The sequence below is a fragment of the Nonomuraea solani genome (genome assembly GCF_900108335.1).
GTDB classification, from domain to species: domain Bacteria; phylum Actinomycetota; class Actinomycetes; order Streptosporangiales; family Streptosporangiaceae; genus Nonomuraea; species Nonomuraea solani.
Genome location: NZ_FNVT01000042.1, coordinates 1 through 18,106, shown reverse-complemented (window position 1 = coordinate 18,106; position 18,106 = coordinate 1). Strand labels below are relative to the sequence as shown.

Below are 18,106 nucleotides of genomic sequence, written 5' to 3'. Positions count from 1 at the left end.
GCCGACCGCCGAGCAGGACCACATGACCCTGAAGAACTCCAACTTCATGGGCGCCAAGCACGCCGCCGACATCACCCGGGCCGTCATCGCCGGAGCCGGTGGCCGGATCAGCAAGAAGGCCGAGCGCGAGCCCGACGAGCTGACCACGGCCCAGAGAGTTCGTCGCACCTCGCTGCTGGGCTCGGTGGGCATGTTGCGTGTCCTGGGCGGCGTCTTCCGCGGGCTGCGTGCTGGTGACAACCCCGCCGAACTCGACGACATCGCCGCGTTCTTCAAGCGCCTCGATCCCCACATGACCGCTCCGGTCACCGAGACCAGGCCGAGGGCGCACCACAGGCGCGGGAGGCGACTTCGAGCCGAACGCCTCCGCACGATCATGCGGACGCAGAACACCGTGAACCTGGTCAAGGTCATCACCAGCTGACCCGAAACTAAGCATTCACGAGGCAGGCGGCAGCGAGCCCCGGGAGTATCCCTGCAGGTGTGGGAAGTGATCTTGCTGGGAAGCAAATGATCGGTGAGCGGAGGCTCTATCGGGGCTTGAGGGTGTAGATCTGGGCCGGCCGATGAGTGCCGTGCGGATGACAGCCACCTGCGTCTGGTCCGACAGCGGCAGCACGCACCAAGCCTAGCGGCGCTAGACGGTGACGATCAGCGGTCGCGTCTGTCGCGTCTATCGCTCGAGCGATACCTCCTCGATCGGTTCATCGGGCTGGTTCGGCTTGCATCGCCTGTGTGCCCACGACGGTCAGCAGCGCGAGCTTCTCGGCGGCGTCGGTCCCGGCGCGTGGGGTGAACCAGAGCAACCGCTGGCGGCCGTCCTCGCTAAAGAGGCTGAGGCAGTTGAGGTCGAGCATGCCAACGGTGGGGTGGACGATCCGCTTGCGCTCGTCTCTGCGCACCTCCACGTCCTGGTCGGCCCAAAGCGCCTGGAACTCCGGCGACTGCTGCAGCAGCTCGTCCACCAGCTTGGTCGCCTCGGCGTCGCCTGGGCTGCGTCGCCCGACTGCCGCGCGCAGGTCGGCGACGAACGAGCGTGACTGCGGGGCGAGGTCCTCCTGCGGGTAGATCTGCCGCGAGGCCGGGTCGGTGAACCATCGGTAGATGAAGCTCGTTGCGCGGCCGTGGTGCGCGGACAGGTCGCCGAGCATCGCGATGGCGAGCGGGTTCTGGACCAGAACGGCGTGCAGGTCGGTGCTCACCATCGCCGGGGTCCCGTCGATTCGTGTCAGCAGGTCGAGCATCGCGGGGTTGACGTGTGACGCCGTTCCGCCCTGGTGCGGGATCGGGCGGTTCGCCAACCGGTACAGATGGTCGCGTTCGTCGCGACTGAGACGCAGGGCGCGGGCGAGCCCGGCGAGCATCTGGTCGGAGGGCTGCGAGCCAGCACCACGCTCGAGCTCGGTGTAGTACTCCACCGAGGCGCCGGCCAGGACGGCGACCTCGTCGCGACGCAGACCGCGGACACGTCGCCGCGGGCCGGGCGCGAGCCCGACCTCCTCGGGGCGGATCCGCTCGCGTCGTGAACGCAGGAAGCCACCGAGTTCGGAGTACCTCGTGTTCGACATAGGCACAGCCTCCCTGGGCGGCGCCGTTCGCACCAGGGGATGTCGTCCCCACCTTCGCAAGCGACTGTCACGGTCGCCTCGTGGCGTTTCAGATCGCGGCAGTCACCTCGATGATCGTTCCGACATTGTCGACGATGAAGGTGATTCGTTGGCCGATGGGTCGATCTGAAGTGGCCCAGCGAAGGGCGCCACACCACGTGCCTGTAAGCGGGCTAGGACATCGTTGAGGTCCGCCACGGCCAAACAGAAGTGGTGGAGCCGTTGGATGTCGTGGGTTGCCGGCAGGCTCGACGGCATGGGGATGCCGACATGGTCGTGACGAACGTCGATGGTCATGCGGGTCCCTTCGTTGGCTGACGTTTCGTCCAGCCTCTGCGCGTGACGCCGCTGCCTGCCAGGGGACGGCGTCCCTACCTTTGGAAGCAACTGTCGCGGACCCACGCCGCGCCACAGAGTGGACGCCATGAACACCTCACTCACCGACACGCTCACTGGCTCCGGCGCATCGGGGGTCGCTGGAAAGACGGTCCTGATCACCGGTGGCACGAGCGGGATCGGCGCCGCGACCGCTCGGCTCCTGCTCGTGCGTGGCCACCGGGTCGCCGTCACCGGGCGCGACCCTGGTCGGCTCAAGGCCTTCCTCGACGAAGTCGGCCACGCGGACCGCGTCCTGGGCCTGGTAGCAGATGCCGCCGACTGGGACTCCACGAACACTGCGGTCACCAGCACGGTGGAGCGCTTCGGGTCGCTCAACGCGGCAATCGCGAACGCAGGCGGCGCGTCCGCGGATCACTTCCGGACGGGCGGTGCCGACGTCATCGACGACGGCGATCCGGAGCTGTGGGCGCCGATGGTACTCGCCAACGTGCTCGGTCCGGCTCTGCTGGCCAAGGCGACCCTGCCCCACCTCGAGCAGTCCCGCGGCCGGCTGGTGCTCATCGGCAGCGTGGCCGGAATCAAGAACAGCTCGGGCAACCTCTACTCCGCCACGAAGTGGGCAGTGGTCGGCTTCGCCGAGAATCTCCGCCTGCACGCCACGACCCGCGGCATCGGAGTCACGGTCGTGAACCCAGGCATGATCGACACCGCGTTCTGGCACGGCCAGGCTCCCCCCATCGCAATGAGCCCGGATTCGGTGGCCGAGGCGATCGGCTTCGCGCTCGACCAGCCGACAGGCGTCGACCTCAACACGGTGACGATCCGTCCGATCGGCCAGCCCGTCTGACTCCAGGCTGGCAGCGTGCTCATTGGTGCACCATCCTCATGTCAGTGATCTTCGATGGATCGCTGATGCACCCGAGGTGCTGCCGAGTCATCGTCCTGCTCGCTTGATGCGTTGGACGTCCAGCATGAGTTCTGCAAGGCCCGGTAGAGGGGGCGCGTCGTTGCCCGGGTATTCGGCACCCACAGCCTTCCTGAGCTGGCTGATCGAAGCGTGAAGAACTCCAATCTTCCCAGGTCAGAGGGCACCTCGCCGCATTTCACAACGCATGCGTCAGATTTCGAGCCGTGGATCCAAGCTGAGCCCGCGGCGGGCCGGCCTGCGCACTCACGCTCGGCGCCACCGGGCCATCTTGCGTCGAGGCCGGAGTTGAACTGCTCATCAACACCGGTATCTGGCCGCACCGGCCTGACTTCGTCGAGCAGTTCATCACCATCGACGCGAGCGTGGCCACGCGACCGAGATCCGACATTGACGTTCGGTCAGGTCACTCACTCGTCTGCACGACTGTGTAGTCCAGGGCGACAACGCCGTTGTCGTAGCCGGTGACCTCGTTGAGCTGGAGCGTGGGGAGGTGGTCGACCTGGTCGAACCATCGGGCGCCTGCCGAGACAAGGGGGTAGACGAGGAAGCGGAATCGGTCGACGAGACCGAGGCGGACGAAGTGCTGCGCGAGGGTGGCTCCGCCGGCGAGGTGGATGTCACGGCCAGGCTGGTCCTTGAGGTTCTTGACGAACTTGATGACGTCGTCGTCGGCTGGGGCGATGACAGGCTCACTGTTGGCCCAGGTGAGATTGGGGCCGTCGTCGCTTCGGGTGAAGACGTACTTGCGGTAGGCGTTCATCTTCTCAGCCATGCGTTGGTTGGTCCCGACGTTGGAGTCGGCGTAGCCGGTCTCGTCGGTTAGTGCGCCGGGCCAGTAGGCATGCATCTCTGTGTAGGTGGTGGACCCGACGATGATCGCGTCGAACCGGTTGTACTGGCGGTCGATGTCGGCGTACTGCTCGTCGTCGACACCGGCAACCCAGGCGTCCGGCTTATCAAGGCGACCATTGAGGGTCGTCATCATAGCCATCACTACGTTGCGCATTGCGATTTCTCCTAGCGGTCGATGCTAGTTGGCCGGCACCGGCGGACACGGTCTGCCCTTACGGCTGCCGTCCCGCATCGAGCGGGTCGTCGGCCCGTCGTATCGCGGGTATTCCCTGCGGCGAAGGCATGGTGTGGCACGCTTCCACCACACCGAGTGTCTCCCACGCCGTCGTCGGCGTCTTGTACCTGCCAGCCAACTGGTTGACCGCCCGTGCCGGCTTCGGCCCAGCAGCAGGCGAACCAACTGGCCGTACTTCAGCCGGTCACCTCAAGGCGGGCTTGGCGGTACTCGGTGGGTGAGAATCCGTAAATGCGCCGAAACAGCCGGCTGAAGTGCGCGGGGTCGGACAGCCCCCAACGAGCGCCGACGGCGCCCACGAGTCTGTCCTCCAACGCCGGGTCGGCCAGGTCGGCCCGGCAGCGTTCCAGTCGCCGATGCCGTATCCAGGCCGCGACCGAGGTGCCATCGGCCTCAAACAGGCGGTAAAGGTGCCGCAGCGAGACGTGGTGCGCAGCCGCGATCACAGCGGGGTCAAGGTCGAGGTCATCGAGGTGCTGCTCGACGAAGGCACGAATCTGCAGGACCAGCACGCGTTCCCGCGACTCGATCGGGACAACGTCGGGCTGGTCCAGGCGCTCCACGAGCGCCGCGCTGACGAGGTCGGCCACAACCGTCGCCAATCGGCCGGCGCTTGCCGGCCGATAGGACGCCAGGTCGACCGCCACGCGGCGCAGCACCGATGCCGCCAATGCCCCCGTGCCAGCAGCACCGCTGATCGGCAAGGCCGCAAGCTTCGCCAGCGAGTCAGGCGGCAAGGCCAGCGTGCCGACGGGGAAGCTGAAGACGGCCAACTCGACCGCGCCGTCGTAGTCCAGAACATACGGCCGGGCGAAGTCGTAAACGGCGAACTCACCGGGCGCGAGCCACCGTGCCCGTCCGCTCTGCGCCACGCGAGGCCGTCCCGACACCGCCAGGACGAGGCGATGAAACTGCGGGCTATCCCTCCGCACCAGAGCAGGTGTCCGGTGCACGCTCTGGCGCGTCGTCGTCTTGACCCGGCCCAGACCGATTGATCCGAGGGCCCCCACCTCGATCTCCCCCTGCACGAGAGCATCCCGGTCGATCCGTACCTCCAACGGACCCAGCGCGTCACACACGACCTCCCGCCAGGCGTGACCGCGCCGCGCGGGAGCCATGTCAGCGGTCCGGATCAGAAGCTCCACAACTCACCATATCCCCGCTTGCGCAGGACATTTAGCTCCTCAGGGCCAGGCCCCTGCGTAGCGGCCGCTACGTCATCGCTTAGAACTCAAGGCCCAAGATCGAACTGTTACGCGTATACGGCTCAGACGATCTCCTGAGCAGCATGATTCCGCAGGTACAGCACGTCGGAACGGCCATCCACGCCAAGCAGTGCTCCGAGGACGCTAAACGAGACGTTCATTCGCATGTTCGTCATTCCCAAGCTGTCCAGGAAGAAGAACTTCTCAAGGTCTGACAGCAATTGCACCTTGAACCGCCCCGGCTTTGATGGAGCCGACCGTGGAGCGATAGAGCGCTCCACGGAAGCGGTGCACCGGCATAGAGGCAAGCCGCCACATCGTGCGCGGCCGACTCCTCCCGCGTCAGCTCCGGGGGCCGTTGCCCGGCGACCAGCCCCGCGACGACGCCGTCCGACAGCCCCCGTCTCCACCGCGATCCTGCTGTGAGAGTAGAGCTCGTACGCGGCGCCGTACCGTGAACCCGTGGTGAGGATGGCGACCTCACGCACCCGCGCCGGAAGCACACTGGCGTTCGTGACCGTCGTGAACCACTCCAGCAGCGGCCGGGAGAGGCCGGGAAAGCGCAGCATCACGGGAAAAGGCCCGATCAACGCACCGGTGAACGGCCGCTCATGATCTGCCGAGCCTGTTCGTCGAGCGGGCGTCGCTCGTCGGACAGTTCGCCGGGAGGCCGGGCGACAAGCACGTCGCCAGGTCGACGGTGCGGCGCCTGGAGGTGACCTCGGCGAGCAGGCGGTCTCCTGCCGGACCGTACGTCTGATCCGCGTGGAGGTCGCGGTAAAGCGAGCACGCCGCATTGGTGAGCGGAAGCCGGAGCCGTCTTCATCAACACGATCTCCACGACCGATCCGCACCTTCCCACCGGCGGCATCAAGGCCAGCGGCCACGGGCACGAGCTCGGCAAGTGGAGGTCTACGAAGTGGCCAACCTCCAAACGCTGCGAGGACGCGGCGGCCGCCGGCGTAGGCGCGGGCGATCGCCTGGGTCACCCCATCGCGGGCGGTGCCGGTGACCGCTGCGACACCGCCGAGTTGACCGTGGACGAGCCTGCGACATCGCGTGGGACCTGACCACGATCAACGATGTCGGAGCCCCGTTCCGTGGAATGAGGCGGAGTTCTTACCCGTGCCTGTGCTGCTGGACGTCTGCGCGGCGCTCAACCTCGAAGCCGCCGGCGAGTTCGACGCCATCGCCGATGTGCTCGGCTTTCGTCGCTCTGGCTCGTCAGGTCGACGACGGGGAGCGGCAATCTGGTGCGGCTGAGACCAGGCCGGGCCGGCCGCATCACCGCCGCCGGGGCCTCAGGTGCGGGTCCACCGCTGGTTGGCGCCGCCGTTGCAGGACCAGATCACCAGCTTGGTGCCGTTGGCGGTGGCGTTGTTCGGCACGTCCAGGCACAGGCCCGACTGCGCACCGATGATGGTGCCGTCGGCGTTGAGGCGCCACCGCTGATTGGCCTGCCCGTTGCAGTCCCAGATGATGACCCGGGTGCCGTTGGCGGTGCCCTGGTTGTGGGCGTCCAGGCACTTGTTGCCGTAGACCCGTAGCTCACCGCTCGCGGTGGACGTCCACTGCTGACCGAGCCGGCCGTCGCAGTCCCAGATCTGCCCCTGCGCGCCGTTGGCCTGCGAGGCGTCGGTGACGTCCAGGCACCGGCCCGAGCCCGCCCCTCTGATCGCGGCCGCGGGGACGATGCCCCCACCGGTGACGGTGTACATGGCCGCCCCGTGTCCGGGCACCGGCGCGCTGATGGTCCCGGAGGAGGAGGACGTCGTGTGCGCCCACAGGTCGCGCACCGAGTAGGAGGACGCCGAACCCAGGCCCAGGGCCGAGGCGGTGGTGGAGACCGTCGAGGCAGAGGTGCCCCGGTTGAGCAGGACGACCGCGACCGAGCCGTTGGACATGGGCTTGCGCCAGACCTCCAGGTTCCCGTTGTCGCTGATCTTGTGGCCCTGCCTGCCGCCCCAGTCCTGGTTGACCGCGATGACCTCGGTGTTCGTCAGGGTGGCGCGGGTCTCGGCGCTCATCGACCGGATGTCGTTGCCCGCGATGAGCGGGGCGTTCAGCAGCGACCACAGGCTGAAGTGCGCCCGCCCCTCGGTCGCCGTCAGCGAGCCGACCCCGACCTCCAGCATGTCGGGGTCGTTCCAGCCGCCCGGCCCCGCGTACGCCTCAAGCCCGACCTGCTGGTCCAGGATGCCCGTGATGGAGTTCCAGTTCGCCGCGATGTCGCCCGTCGTGCGCCAGGAGTTGCCCACCGGCATCCCCCAGGTCCACACGTTCTCCTGGCCCCAGTTGCACAGACTGTAGAGGATCGGGCGGCCGGTGGCGGCCAGCGCGTCGCGCATGGCGGTGTAGCGCTGCTGCCCGTTCCTGCCCTGGTGGTCGCCGCAGTTGTCGTACTTCAGGTAGTCGATCCCCCAGGACGCCCACAGGGCGGCGTCACGCTGCTCGTAGCCCAGGCTGGCCGGGTATCCCGCGCAGGTGGTCGTGCCCGCCGAGGAGTAGATGCCGAGCTTGAGCCCCTTGGCGTGCACGTAGTCCGCCAGGGCCTTCATGCCGCTGGGGAACTTCTGCGGGTCGGGCACCAGGTTGCCGCCGGCGTCGCGGCTCCTGGTGGACCAGCAGTCGTCGATGTTGACGTATTCGTAGCCGGCCGCCGCCATGCCGCTGGAGACCATGATGTCCGCGGTCTGCCGGATGAGGGCCTCGTTGACGTTGCAGAAGAAGGTGTTCCAGTCGTTCCAGCCCATCTGCGGCGTACGGGCGAGCCCGTTGTCCAGCGCGGCGGCCGGCGACGACGTGCCACCGATCGCGACCAGGGAACCGGCGGCCAGTACCACCGCCAGCGTCAATCGGATGATCTTACGCATCTGGCTCTCCTCCTCATGCGACGTCGCAGGAAAGGGTGGGCGTGGCCGGGGCGCCGCCGGCGGTGAAGCCGAAGGTCGTGGTGCCGCCGGCCGCGATGGAGCCGTTGTAGATCTCGTTGCGTACGGTCACGCCGGCGCCGGAGCCGGTGCGGACGCCGTTCCACAGGCTGCTGATCGTCTGCCCGCCCGGCCAGCTCCAGCCGACCGTCCAGCCGTTGACGGCGCTGCCACCGGCGCGGACGGTCACGGTGGACTGGAAGCCGCCGGACCAGGAGTTGACGGTCTCCATCGTGGCCGTGCATCCCCCCGGTGCGGGGGTCGGCGTCGAGGAGCTCCCGAACTGGGAGAAGAACGTCCACACCACTGCCTTGGTCCAGGTCGTGGCGCCGTTGTCGGTGTAGGTGCCGTCCACCGGCGCGGGCGTGTGACCGTTGTCGAACGCGGCCCAGACGACCGGATAACCGGCCCGGCACCCGGAGTACGTGGTGACGACGTGGCTGCGGCCGCCCGAGCCCGGCTCGGGCGGGTTCTGCGCGGTACAGCCGTTGTTGCGGACGAACCTGTCACGCAGGGCCCGTCCCTGCGCGATGCCGAGCACCGTGTCCCCGAGGCCGTGCAGTCCCAGGTACGCGATCGGCTGGGTCCCGCCGCCGCACCCGCTGAGCTGCGCACCGGAGAAGACCGCGACCGCCCGGAAGACCGCCGGCCGCGAGCACGCGAGAGAGAAGCTCATTCCGCCGCCGTAGCTGAACCCGGTGGCGAAGCGCTGCGCGGTGTCGACGCAGAGATCCGCCTCGATGAGCCGGATCAGGTCGTCGACGAAGGTGACGTCCTCACCGTTGCCGTTCGCCCAGCCGTTGTTGAAGCCCTGCGGTGCGACGAAGATCGCACCGTTGCCCGACAGTTGCCGCAGGCCGTAGAAGGACCAGGGATATCCGCTGGCTCCGCCGGAGTCGACGTCGGCGGCGGTGCCGCCCCGCCAGTGGAAGCCGAAGATCAACCGGTAGGGGGTGCCGTTGTGGTAGTTGTCGGGCAGCCGGAGGATGAAGGAGCGGTTCTTGCCGCTGGTCTGCATCGACTGCGTACCGTTCCTGAGAGTCGGGGTCTTGCCGCATCCGGCGGTCGGTGCGAGGGCGCCGGCGGGGACCGCGGCCGTGCCGGCGTCGCTGCTCATCGCCGCACGGCCCGTGGCCAGTACGAGAACCGCCGCGGCGGCGACCGCGATCGTGGTGAAAAGGGAGCCGCGTCCTGACATCACGTAACTCCGATCTGGATGGAGGAGCCTCCGGTGAACTGCCACCAGTTCGCGTTGAACAGGTAGCCGCTGCCACCGGTGTACTTGAAGTACAGGTCATGAGTGCCCGTCGCGCCGGTCACCGGACAGGTGACCGTCGTCCACGTCTGCCAGCCGCCGGTGCCCGGCACGGTGCACGTCCCCACCGGCGTGCCGTTGACCCCGTCCAGGCGGAGCTCGATGCGGCCGCCACTGGTCGCCGAGGCCACCCGCGCGCTGAAGGACGTCGCGCCGGAGCCGAAGGCGACGCCCTTGACCTTGATGTGGTCGCCGTTCTCGATCCACCCGACGTTCATGCCGCCCTCGCCGGCGGGTTCGGTCTCCACGCCGGACCCCCAGGCGATCGTCTCGGCCTCCTGGCGGACGTAGGGGTTCAACGTCCCCACCCGGGGCGCTCCGGTCGTGGTCATGTTGATCGCAGGGATGGTTCCGTCGGCGTTGTAGGTGAACTTCTCGACGGCCACCGAACGGGTGAAGCCGCCACCGCCCGGCAGGGCGCCGTTGTGGTAGAAGAAGTAGGAACCGCCGTTGAAGTCGATGACGCCGGGGTGGTTGGTGAAGCTGCCGCCCTGCGTGGGCATGATCGTCCCTCGGTACGTCCAGGGGCCGGTGGGACCCGGTGCCGTCGAGTAGCCGATGAACTCCGAGCAGCATTTCGCGGCGAAGACGTTGTAGTACAGGCCGTTGCGCTTGTAGACCCAGGGACCCTCTTCGTACAGGGTGGGACGGTTCGGGTCGCCGGTGCGGGTGCCGAAGCCCGCGGTGGTGAGGGGGATCTTCGTGGGGCTGCCGGAGTAGGAGATCATGTCGGCGTTGAGCCTGACGTACCAGAGGTTGGGGTTGCCCCAGTACAGGTAGGCCTGCCCGTTGTCATCGATGAAGACCGTCGGGTCGATCTCACCGTTCCTGACGAGAGGGTGGCCGATGGCATCCGTGAAGGGCCCGGTGGGGCTGTTGGAGACCCCGACGCCGATGGCCATCTGGCCGCTCGCCCGGTCCTTCACCGGGACGTACCAGTAGAACTTGCCATTCCTGTAGACGGCCTGGCCCGCCCACGCGTCCGCGCTCGCCCATGTGAAGGTGGCCACGCTCATCGGCGAGCCGTGGTCGGTCCAGTTCACCAGGTCCGCGGACGACCAGACCCGCCACTCCTTCATGGTGAAGTACGTCGAGCCGTCCTCGTCGTGTCCCGTGTAGAGGTAGACCCGGCCGTTGTGCACCAGTGGGGCGGGGTCGGCGGTGTAGATCGTCTGGACGATCGGATTGTCCGCCCTGGCCGTGCCCGGGATCACCGTCACGACGCAGAGCAGCACCGCGATCGCCGTCACACCACTCCTGAACAAGGCTTTCATGATCACCTTCCGGGTCGAGGGCCGCGGCGGGTCAGGTGCGGGTCCAGCGCTGGTTGGCGCCGCCGTGGCAGGTGTAGAGCTGCATCCGGGTGCCGTTGGCGATGCCCTGGCCCACGGCGTCCAGGCACAGCCCGGACTGCACACCGGTGATGGTGCCGTCGGCGTTCAGCCGCCATTTCTGGTTGGCGCCGCCGTGGCAGGAGTAGATCTGGATGCCGGCGCCGTTGCCGGTGCCGGCCGCGTCGAGGCATTTGCCGCCGTAGACCCGGAGCTCACCGGCCGAGGTGGTGGCCCACTGCTGGTTGCCGCGCCCGTTGCAGTCCCACAACTGCACCTGCGTGCCGTCTGTGGTGGCGGCGCCGGGCACGTCCAGGCAACGCCCGGAGCCGGCTCCCCTGATCTGCCCGGCGGGCGGTGGAGTCGGCGTCGTGGTGGACGAGCCGCCGTCCAGGCCGAAGAAGCGGATGGCGTACGCGGCCATCCCCGGTCGCGGCAGATCGTGGCCGGCTCCGGTGATGGTGTAGGCCTCGACCTGACCCGAGCCGAAGACCCGCCGGGTCCATCCGGACTGCGGGCTGTCAGTGGAGGCGGGGGTCTGGCTCAGCCCGTGCACGTTGGTCCACTGGTCGACCTCTTCCTGCAGCATCGTGTAGGGCAGGACGGAGTCGGCGGTGCCGTGCCAAGCCATCACGCGCGGGCGGGCCCCGGTGTAGCCGGGGTAGGCGTTCCTGACCAGGTCACCCCACTGCTGCGGTGTCTTGTCGCCGCACCCGGCGGGACCGAGACAGGCATAGGGAACACCCGCGAACGGCGCGCCGGCCTTGAACACGTCAGGGTAGGTGGCGAGCAGGTTGAGGGTCTCCATGGCGCCGGAGGAGAAGCCGGTGGCGAACACGCGCTGCGGGTCGCCGTTGTAGCGTTGCAGCACGTGGTTCGCCATGGAGACGATGGACACCGGGTCACTGCCGCCCCCGTGCCGCAGGGCTTCGTCCGACCAGACGTCGAAGCAGTTCGACAGGCCATTGGCGCTCTTGTTGGCCTGCGGGTAGATGACGATGAAACCGTGCCGGTCGGCCAGCGACGCGAACTCGGTCCCCTGGTGGAAGCCCGTCGCCCAGCCGTTGCAGCCGTGCATCGCCACCAGGACGCCGGGCCGGGATGCCACGCTGTCGGGGACGTAGAGGTACATCCGCAGGCCGCCGGGGTTGTCACCGAAGCCGGTCACTTCGGTCAGGACCGCCGCCGACGCTCCCGGCGTGGCCGTGAGGAACATGGCCAGAGCGGTGGCCGTCGCCGCGACCAAGGCCATCAGGGCGGCGCCGATGCTCACATACCTTCTCGGATGCGGTTCGCCTCGCTTCATTGTTCCGCCTCTCCCTTGTTAGCGCTAACAGGCCGGTGGAGGTGGTGGCTGGACGGAGCCAATCCGAGCCGAAAGGTACTGTCAAGAGGCCTTTAGTTTGCGGCAGATCGCATGAGACCTCGATCAACCGCGCTCACCTCGGATTTTCCTTTCGAACAGCGAGAGCATCGCCATGAAACTTTCATGCCAACCTGCCTTACCGAAACGTTTCAAGGCTATGAGCTGGTCATCCGGTCAGGAATTTTCGAAAGTTTCACTCATCAATTGACAAGTTTCGGTGAGATCCACACACTGAGTGCCCGGCATATCCCCCACATCCATGACTCGCTCTGGAGGCTCAACCATGCCTGTCACCGCCATGTCCCCGCCTGCCGCACGCCGCCGGGCGTTGATCACCGGCGCGCTCGGCGCACTCGGCCTGATCACGGCACTGGCGACGGCGATTCCGGCCGACGCCGCGGCGAGCACGCTCGGCGCGGCCGCCGCGCAGAGCGGCCGTTACTTCGGCACCGCCATCGCCTCGGGCAAACTCGGCGACTCCGCCTACACGACGATCGCCAATCGCGAGTTCGACATGGTGACGGCCGAGAACGAGATGAAGATCGACGCCACCGAACCCAACCGGGGGCAGTTCAACTTCAGCGCCGGGGACCGGGTCTACAACTGGGCTGTGCAGAACGGCAAGCGGGTACGCGGGCACACCCTGGCCTGGCACTCCCAGCAGCCGGGCTGGATGCAGCAACTGTCGGGCAGCACGCTGCGCCAGGCGATGATCAACCACATCAACGGCGTCATGGGCCACTACAAGGGCAAGATCTACGCCTGGGACGTGGTCAACGAGGCCTACGCCGACGGCAACTCCGGCGGCCGGCGCGACTCCAACCTCCAGCGCACCGGCAATGACTGGATCGAGGTGGCCTTCCGCACCGCGCGCGCCGCCGACCCGGCCGCCAAGCTCTGCTACAACGACTACAACATCGACAACTGGAGCTGGGCCAAGACGCAGGGCGTCTACAACATGGTCCGCGACTTCAAGTCCCGCGGCGTGCCGATCGACTGCGTCGGCCTGCAGTCGCACTTCAACGGCAACAGCCCCTACAACGGCAATTACCGCACGACCATCCAGAGCTTCGCCGCGCTGGGGGTCGATGTGCAGATCACCGAGCTGGACATCCAGGGCGGCTCGGCCACCACGTACGCCAACGTCGTCAACGACTGCCTGGCGGTGCCGCGCTGTACCGGCGTCACGGTCTGGGGAGTTCGCGACAGCGACTCCTGGCTCGGCTCCGGCGCGGCCCCGCTGCTCTTCGACGGCAACGGCAACAAGAAGGCCGCCTACACGGCGGTGCTCAACGCGCTCAACGGCGGCACCACCCCGCCGCCCGGCGGGGGTGGCGCGGGAGCGATCAAGGGCACGGCCTCCGGCCGCTGCGTGGACGTGCCGAGCGCCGGCACCAGCGACGGCACCGCGGTACAGCTCTGGGACTGCAACGGTCAGAGCAACCAGCAGTGGTCGCTGACCTCGGCAGGGGAACTGAAGGTGTACGGCAACAAGTGCCTGGACGCCGGAGGCACGGGCAACGGCGCCAGGATCCAGATCTACTCCTGCTGGGGCGGCGACAACCAGAAGTGGCGCGTCAACTCCGACGGCACCATCACCGGGGTCCAGTCCGGGCTGTGCCTCGACGCCGTCGGTAACGGCACCGGCAACGGCACGGGGCTGCAGCTCTACTCCTGCTCGGGCGGCAACAACCAGAAGTGGACCTACACCCCCGCATCCGCATAGCGCGCACAGCGCGCACAGTGCCAGGCCGTGAGCGGTGCGGCCGGTGGCCAGTCCACCGGCCGCACCGTCACGCGCTCGCGATCGTCCATTGGTTGTTTAGCTCACCGGCGCGGGTCCTGATCCGGTCATGCGGTACGTACGGCCGGCCTGGCCGGTCAGTCTGATGACGTCGTTCTCGGGTTTGGTGACGGTGACGGTATCGCCGGTCGTGGTGTCGGCCACCTGGTAGGTTCCCGCGAAGATCCGGTTGCGCACGTTGACCGTCCCGTCGCGGTCGAACCTGAGAAGGATCTCGGTGTCCCCGCCGGAGCTCCAGGTCGCGTCCACGGTGTGGCCGCCGCGTCCCCGAAGACCCCGCACCTTGCCACTCGGCCAGGCCGGCGGCAGGGCCGGTAGCACGTTCAGCTCACCATTGTGGCTCTGCAGCAGCATCTCGGCGATACCGGACGTCGCGCCGAAGTTGCCGTCGATCTGGAACGGCGGGTGCAGGTCGAACATGTTCGGCGCCAGGCGAGCCGTCGTCACCAGGAGGCGCAGCAGCGCGTGCGCACGGCTGCCCTCCTCCATCCGCGCCCAATAGTTGATCTTCCAGGCGAGTGACCAGCCGGTGCCGTCGTCACCGCGTAGTTCGAGGGTGCGCCGCGCGGCGGAGTACAGCGCCGGGGTGCCGCGCTTGGTGATCTGGTTGCTGGGGTGCAGGCCGTAGAGGTGGGAGATGTGCCGGTGGGCGGGCTCGGTCTCGACCCAGTCGTACAGCCACTCCTGGATGTTGCCGCGCGAACCGATCTTCATCGGCGGGAGCCGGTCCCGGGCGGCCAGTACCCGCGCCCGGAAGTCGGCGTCGGCGCCGAGCGCCTGGGAGGCCTGGGCGCAGCCGTTGAACAGGTCTCGCAGGATCTGGTTGTCCATGGTGGGGCCGGCGCAGACGCTGACACCCGCGTGGTGAGCGAGTTCTGGGGAGTTCGACGGGTTGGTGACCAGATAGCCGAGAGCCGGTTCCCGCACGAGGGTCTCGAGGAAGAACTGCGCGGCGCCTTTCATCGCGGGATAGTACTGCCGGAGGAACCGCAGGTCGCCGGTGAAGCTGTAGTGGTCCCAGATGAGGGTCGCCAGCCACGCTCCCCCGGTCTGCCACATGCCCCAGAGCGCGCCGTCGACGACCGACGTCGCCCGCCACGCGTCGGTGTTGTGGTGGGTCACCCAGCCGCCGGCGTTGTACTGGACCCGGGCCGTGCGAGCGCCGCTGACCGTGAGCTCGTTGATCATGGCGAACACCGGCTCGTAGCACTCGGACAGGTTCGTCGTGTCGGCCGGCCAGTAGTTCATCGGCAGGTTGGCGTTGATGGTGTATTTCGAGTCCCACGCGGGCGTCAGCGAGTCGTTCCAGATGCCCTGCAGGTTGGCCGGCTGGGTGCCCGGCCGTGAGGAACTGATCAGCAGATATCGGCCGTACTGGAACAGCAGTGCTGAGAACTGCGGGTCGTTGGTGTTCGCGTGCTGGGCGATCCGCACGTCGGTCGGCTGGTCGGCCGCCGCGGTGCGGCCGAGGTCGAGCGTCGTACGGCCGAACAGCCGCTGATAGTCGGTGATGTGCCGGGCACGCAGGTCGTCGTAGGTTCTGCCGGTGGCGGCGTCGAGATGGCGCCGCGCCACGCCCTGGTGGTCGCCGCCGGTATCGCGGTAGTCGCGGTAACTGGAGCCGATGGAAACCAGCACCGTCACGCTGCTGGCGGACCTGACCTGCAGGGTGCCGCCGGAGCTGCTGACGCTGCCGCCTTCGGCGACGGCCCGCGCGAGCGCCAGGAACCGGACCGAGCCGGTCACTCCCTCCATGTCCCCCGAGATGCCGTCGAGCGCGACCGTGGTCCCGTCCGGGCTGGAGCGTTTCGCTCGTTGCGGGCTGTTGAACGTCGCGGAGAACGTGATCGAGCCCGGTCTGTCGGCGGTCAAGCGGATGGCGATCACCTGGTCGGGCGCGCTCGCGAGCACCTCGCGCCGGTACCGGACGCCGTTCTGCAGGTAGGAAACGGCCGTGGTGGCCGTGGTGAGGTCCAGATGACGGTTGTACTCCGTGGCCCCGGCGGCGCCGCCGAAGCCGAGCCGCAGATCACCGACGGTCTGGTAGGCCAACTGTCCCACCGGGTTTCCCCGCATGTTCTGGTCGATCATCGTCTGGGCCTGGCTCCACTGGTTCTGGAAGACCAGTTGCCGGATCTGCCCCACCGCCGCCGCCCCGCGGGGATTGCTCTGGTCGTACGGCCCGCCGGCCCAGACGGTGTCCTCGTTGAGCTGCAACCGCTCGGTGTCGACGTTGCCGAACACCATGGCCCCCAGACGGCCGTTGCCGATCGGAAGCGCACGCAGCCAATCCGTGCCGGCGCTCTCGTCGTACCACAGGGCCAGATCGTTCGCGGCGCTCACCTCCGGAGGGGGCGCCGAGGCGGGCCGGGCGGTGGCCGTCCACCCGAGCGGCAATCCCACGGCTCCGGCCGCGCCGAATCTCAATACTTGTCTTCGCGATAAATCAGACATCTCACCCTCTCGACAAAAAACTTAACCTCATGCCCTTCGTAAATTATCTGGTGCCATCTGGCAACTTCTATGAAACTTTCACACGAACGGGCAGCCCGACGCGATCTCGCTTGAGACGAAACTCCAGGCGGGGAGGGGCGTCCGGCGGTGACGCCCGGGTCGGCGAGGGGTGCCCTGATTGACGCCGGACGGGGCCGTCGGATGTACTCCGCCACAACGCCTTGCAAGGTCGAATGTTAACGCTAACACGCTCGTCGCCGACGACAACGGGCGTGAACGACAACCTTTGGAGGTTCTGTGAGGCGCGTGCTCGCGGTTCTCACATCCCTGCTTCTCGTGGGCGTGTTCCTCACGCCCCAAGCGGCAGCGGCGACGGTCGACACCAACGCCTGGTACGTCCTGGTCAACCGCAACAGCGGCAAGGCCCTCGACGTCTACAACTCCTCGACCGCCGACGGCGGCCGTATCACCCAGTGGACCCGCAACAACGGCAACCAGCAGCAATGGCAGTTCGTCGACTCCGGCGGCGGCTACTACCGCGTCAAGTCCCGCCACTCCGGCAAGGTCCTCGACGTCTACAACTTCTCCACCGCCAACGGCGGCTCCATCGTGCAATGGGCCGACGGCAACGGCACCAACCAGCAGTGGCGCCTGGCCGACTCGGCCGGCGGCCACGTACGGCTCATCTCCCGCCACAGCAACAAGGCCCTGGAGGTCCAAGGCGCCTCCACCGCCGACAACGCCGGCATCGTCCAATACGACGACTGGGGCGGCACCAACCAGCAATGGCAGCTCGTCCAGGTCGGCGGCGGCAACCCCGGCCCGTGCGACCTCCCCGCGACCTACCGCTGGACCTCCACCGGCCAGCTCGCCACCCCGAAATCGGGCTGGGTCTCGCTCAAGGACTTCACCGTCGCCCCCTACAACGGCCGGCACCTCGTCTACGCCACCACCCACGACACCGGCACCCGATGGGGCTCGATGAACTTCAGCCTCTTCACCAACTGGCCCGAGATGGCCTCCGCCGGCCAGAACGCCATGTCCAACTCCACCGTCGCCCCCACACTCTTCTACTTCGCCCCCAAGAACATCTGGGTGCTCGCCTACCAATGGGGCGGCACCGCCTTCTCCTACCGCACCTCCACCGACCCGGCCAACCCGAACGGCTGGTCGGCACAGCAGGTGCTCTTCTCCGGCAGCATCACCGACTCCGGCACCGGGCCCATCGACCAGACCCTCATCGGCGACGGCACCAACATGTACCTGTTCTTCGCCGGCGACAACGGCAGGATCTACCGGGCCAGCATGCCCCTCGGCAACTTCCCCGCCAGCTTCGGCAGCACCTCCACCGTGATCATGAGCGACACCAGGAACAACCTGTTCGAAGCCGTCCAGGTCTACAAACTCCACAACCAGAACAAATACCTCATGCTCGTCGAGGCCATCGGCGCACAAGGCCGCTACTTCCGCTCCTTCACCGCCACCAGCCTCAACGGCACATGGACACCCCAGGCCGCCACCGAGAGCAACCCCTTCGCCGGCAAGGCCAACAGCGGCGCCACCTGGACCAACGACATCAGCCACGGCGAACTGATCCGCACCAGCGCCGACCAGACCTTCACCGTCGACCCCTGCAACCTCCAACTGCTCTACCAAGGCCGCAGCCCCAACTCCGGCGGCGACTACGGCCTCCTGCCCTACCGGCCGGGCCTGCTGACCCTGCAACGCTGACGGCCTGAC

Annotated in this window: 13 protein-coding genes and 1 pseudogene; 6 read left to right on the top strand and 8 right to left on the bottom strand. The window is 67.7% G+C overall.

The genetic code is table 11. The features are described 5' to 3' along the window. The first annotated feature begins 22 nt into the window (after positions 1-22). The gene (locus C4V41_RS58255) at positions 23-424 is read left to right on the top strand and encodes a hypothetical protein (protein WP_200825000.1); all 402 of its coding nucleotides are present in this window, start codon (positions 23-25) and stop codon (positions 422-424) included. Positions 425-704: 280 nt separating this feature from the next. Here the strand turns inward: C4V41_RS58255 and C4V41_RS58250 are convergent, their stop codons facing one another. Continuing rightward, positions 705-1,568 (bottom strand): helix-turn-helix transcriptional regulator, encoded by an 864-nt coding sequence (locus C4V41_RS58250; RefSeq protein ID WP_103964647.1) that lies wholly within the window; start codon positions 1,566-1,568, stop codon positions 705-707. 463 nt (positions 1,569-2,031) lie between these two features. On the opposite strand from C4V41_RS58250, the gene C4V41_RS58245 reads away from it, so the two are divergent. Continuing rightward, positions 2,032-2,793, top strand: coding sequence for an SDR family oxidoreductase (locus C4V41_RS58245; RefSeq protein ID WP_103964677.1), 762 nt, complete (start codon positions 2,032-2,034; stop codon positions 2,791-2,793). Between the two features lie 484 nt (positions 2,794-3,277). Here the strand turns inward: C4V41_RS58245 and C4V41_RS58240 are convergent, their stop codons facing one another. Both C4V41_RS58240 and C4V41_RS58235 read right to left on the bottom strand, forming a co-directional pair. Continuing rightward, complete coding sequence (locus tag C4V41_RS58240; RefSeq protein ID WP_103964646.1) at positions 3,278-3,880, bottom strand: dihydrofolate reductase family protein; 603 nt, start codon at positions 3,878-3,880, stop codon at positions 3,278-3,280. Positions 3,881-4,137: 257 nt separating this feature from the next. Beyond that, on the bottom strand, positions 4,138-5,106 hold the full coding sequence (locus C4V41_RS58235; protein ID WP_103964645.1) for an AraC-like ligand-binding domain-containing protein: 969 nt from the start codon (positions 5,104-5,106) through the stop codon (positions 4,138-4,140). Positions 5,107-5,984: 878 nt separating this feature from the next. Here C4V41_RS58235 and C4V41_RS66365 point away from each other — a divergent pair. Together C4V41_RS66365 and C4V41_RS62595 are read left to right on the top strand one after the other, a co-directional pair. Next, positions 5,985-6,236 (top strand): annotated as a pseudogene (locus tag C4V41_RS66365) (hypothetical protein); the annotation flags it as partial. Positions 6,237-6,291: 55 nt separating this feature from the next. Beyond that, positions 6,292-6,429: a hypothetical protein gene (locus tag C4V41_RS62595; protein WP_160150775.1), complete on the top strand. Its 138-nt coding sequence runs from the start codon at positions 6,292-6,294 to the stop codon at positions 6,427-6,429. 38 nt (positions 6,430-6,467) lie between these two features. On the opposite strand, the gene C4V41_RS58230 is transcribed toward C4V41_RS62595, so the two are convergent. From C4V41_RS58230 to C4V41_RS58215, 4 genes are read right to left on the bottom strand one after another with little or no spacing between them, the layout of a single operon-like run. Further along, entirely contained in the window at positions 6,468-8,039 is a 1,572-nt protein-coding gene (locus tag C4V41_RS58230) for a ricin-type beta-trefoil lectin domain protein (protein WP_103964644.1), read from the bottom strand. A gap of 13 nt (positions 8,040-8,052) precedes the next feature. After that, complete coding sequence (locus C4V41_RS58225; RefSeq protein WP_103964643.1) at positions 8,053-9,294, bottom strand: cellulose binding domain-containing protein; 1,242 nt, start codon at positions 9,292-9,294, stop codon at positions 8,053-8,055. Further along, positions 9,294-10,685 (bottom strand): glycoside hydrolase family 43 protein, encoded by a 1,392-nt coding sequence (locus C4V41_RS58220; protein WP_235031066.1) that lies wholly within the window; start codon positions 10,683-10,685, stop codon positions 9,294-9,296. Before C4V41_RS58220 ends, C4V41_RS58225 begins: the two co-directional genes overlap by 1 nt. 31 nt (positions 10,686-10,716) lie before the next feature. Beyond that, positions 10,717-11,994 carry an extracellular catalytic domain type 1 short-chain-length polyhydroxyalkanoate depolymerase gene (locus C4V41_RS58215; RefSeq protein ID WP_103964675.1) on the bottom strand — a complete coding sequence of 426 codons (1,278 nt, stop codon included), beginning with the start codon at positions 11,992-11,994 and terminating at the stop codon, positions 10,717-10,719. A 397-nt stretch (positions 11,995-12,391) separates the two neighbouring features. On the opposite strand from C4V41_RS58215, the gene C4V41_RS58210 reads away from it, so the two are divergent. After that, positions 12,392-13,834 carry an endo-1,4-beta-xylanase gene (locus tag C4V41_RS58210; RefSeq protein WP_103964642.1) on the top strand — a complete coding sequence of 481 codons (1,443 nt, stop codon included), beginning with the start codon at positions 12,392-12,394 and terminating at the stop codon, positions 13,832-13,834. 96 nt (positions 13,835-13,930) lie between these two features. Here the strand turns inward: C4V41_RS58210 and C4V41_RS58205 are convergent, their stop codons facing one another. Continuing rightward, on the bottom strand, positions 13,931-16,315 hold the full coding sequence (locus C4V41_RS58205) for a glycoside hydrolase family 95 protein (RefSeq protein ID WP_235031065.1): 2,385 nt from the start codon (positions 16,313-16,315) through the stop codon (positions 13,931-13,933). Positions 16,316-16,672: 357 nt separating this feature from the next. On the opposite strand from C4V41_RS58205, the gene C4V41_RS58200 reads away from it, so the two are divergent. Continuing rightward, the gene (locus tag C4V41_RS58200; protein WP_407670178.1) at positions 16,673-18,097 is read left to right on the top strand and encodes a non-reducing end alpha-L-arabinofuranosidase family hydrolase; all 1,425 of its coding nucleotides are present in this window, start codon (positions 16,673-16,675) and stop codon (positions 18,095-18,097) included. Positions 18,098-18,106 lie beyond the last annotated feature (9 nt).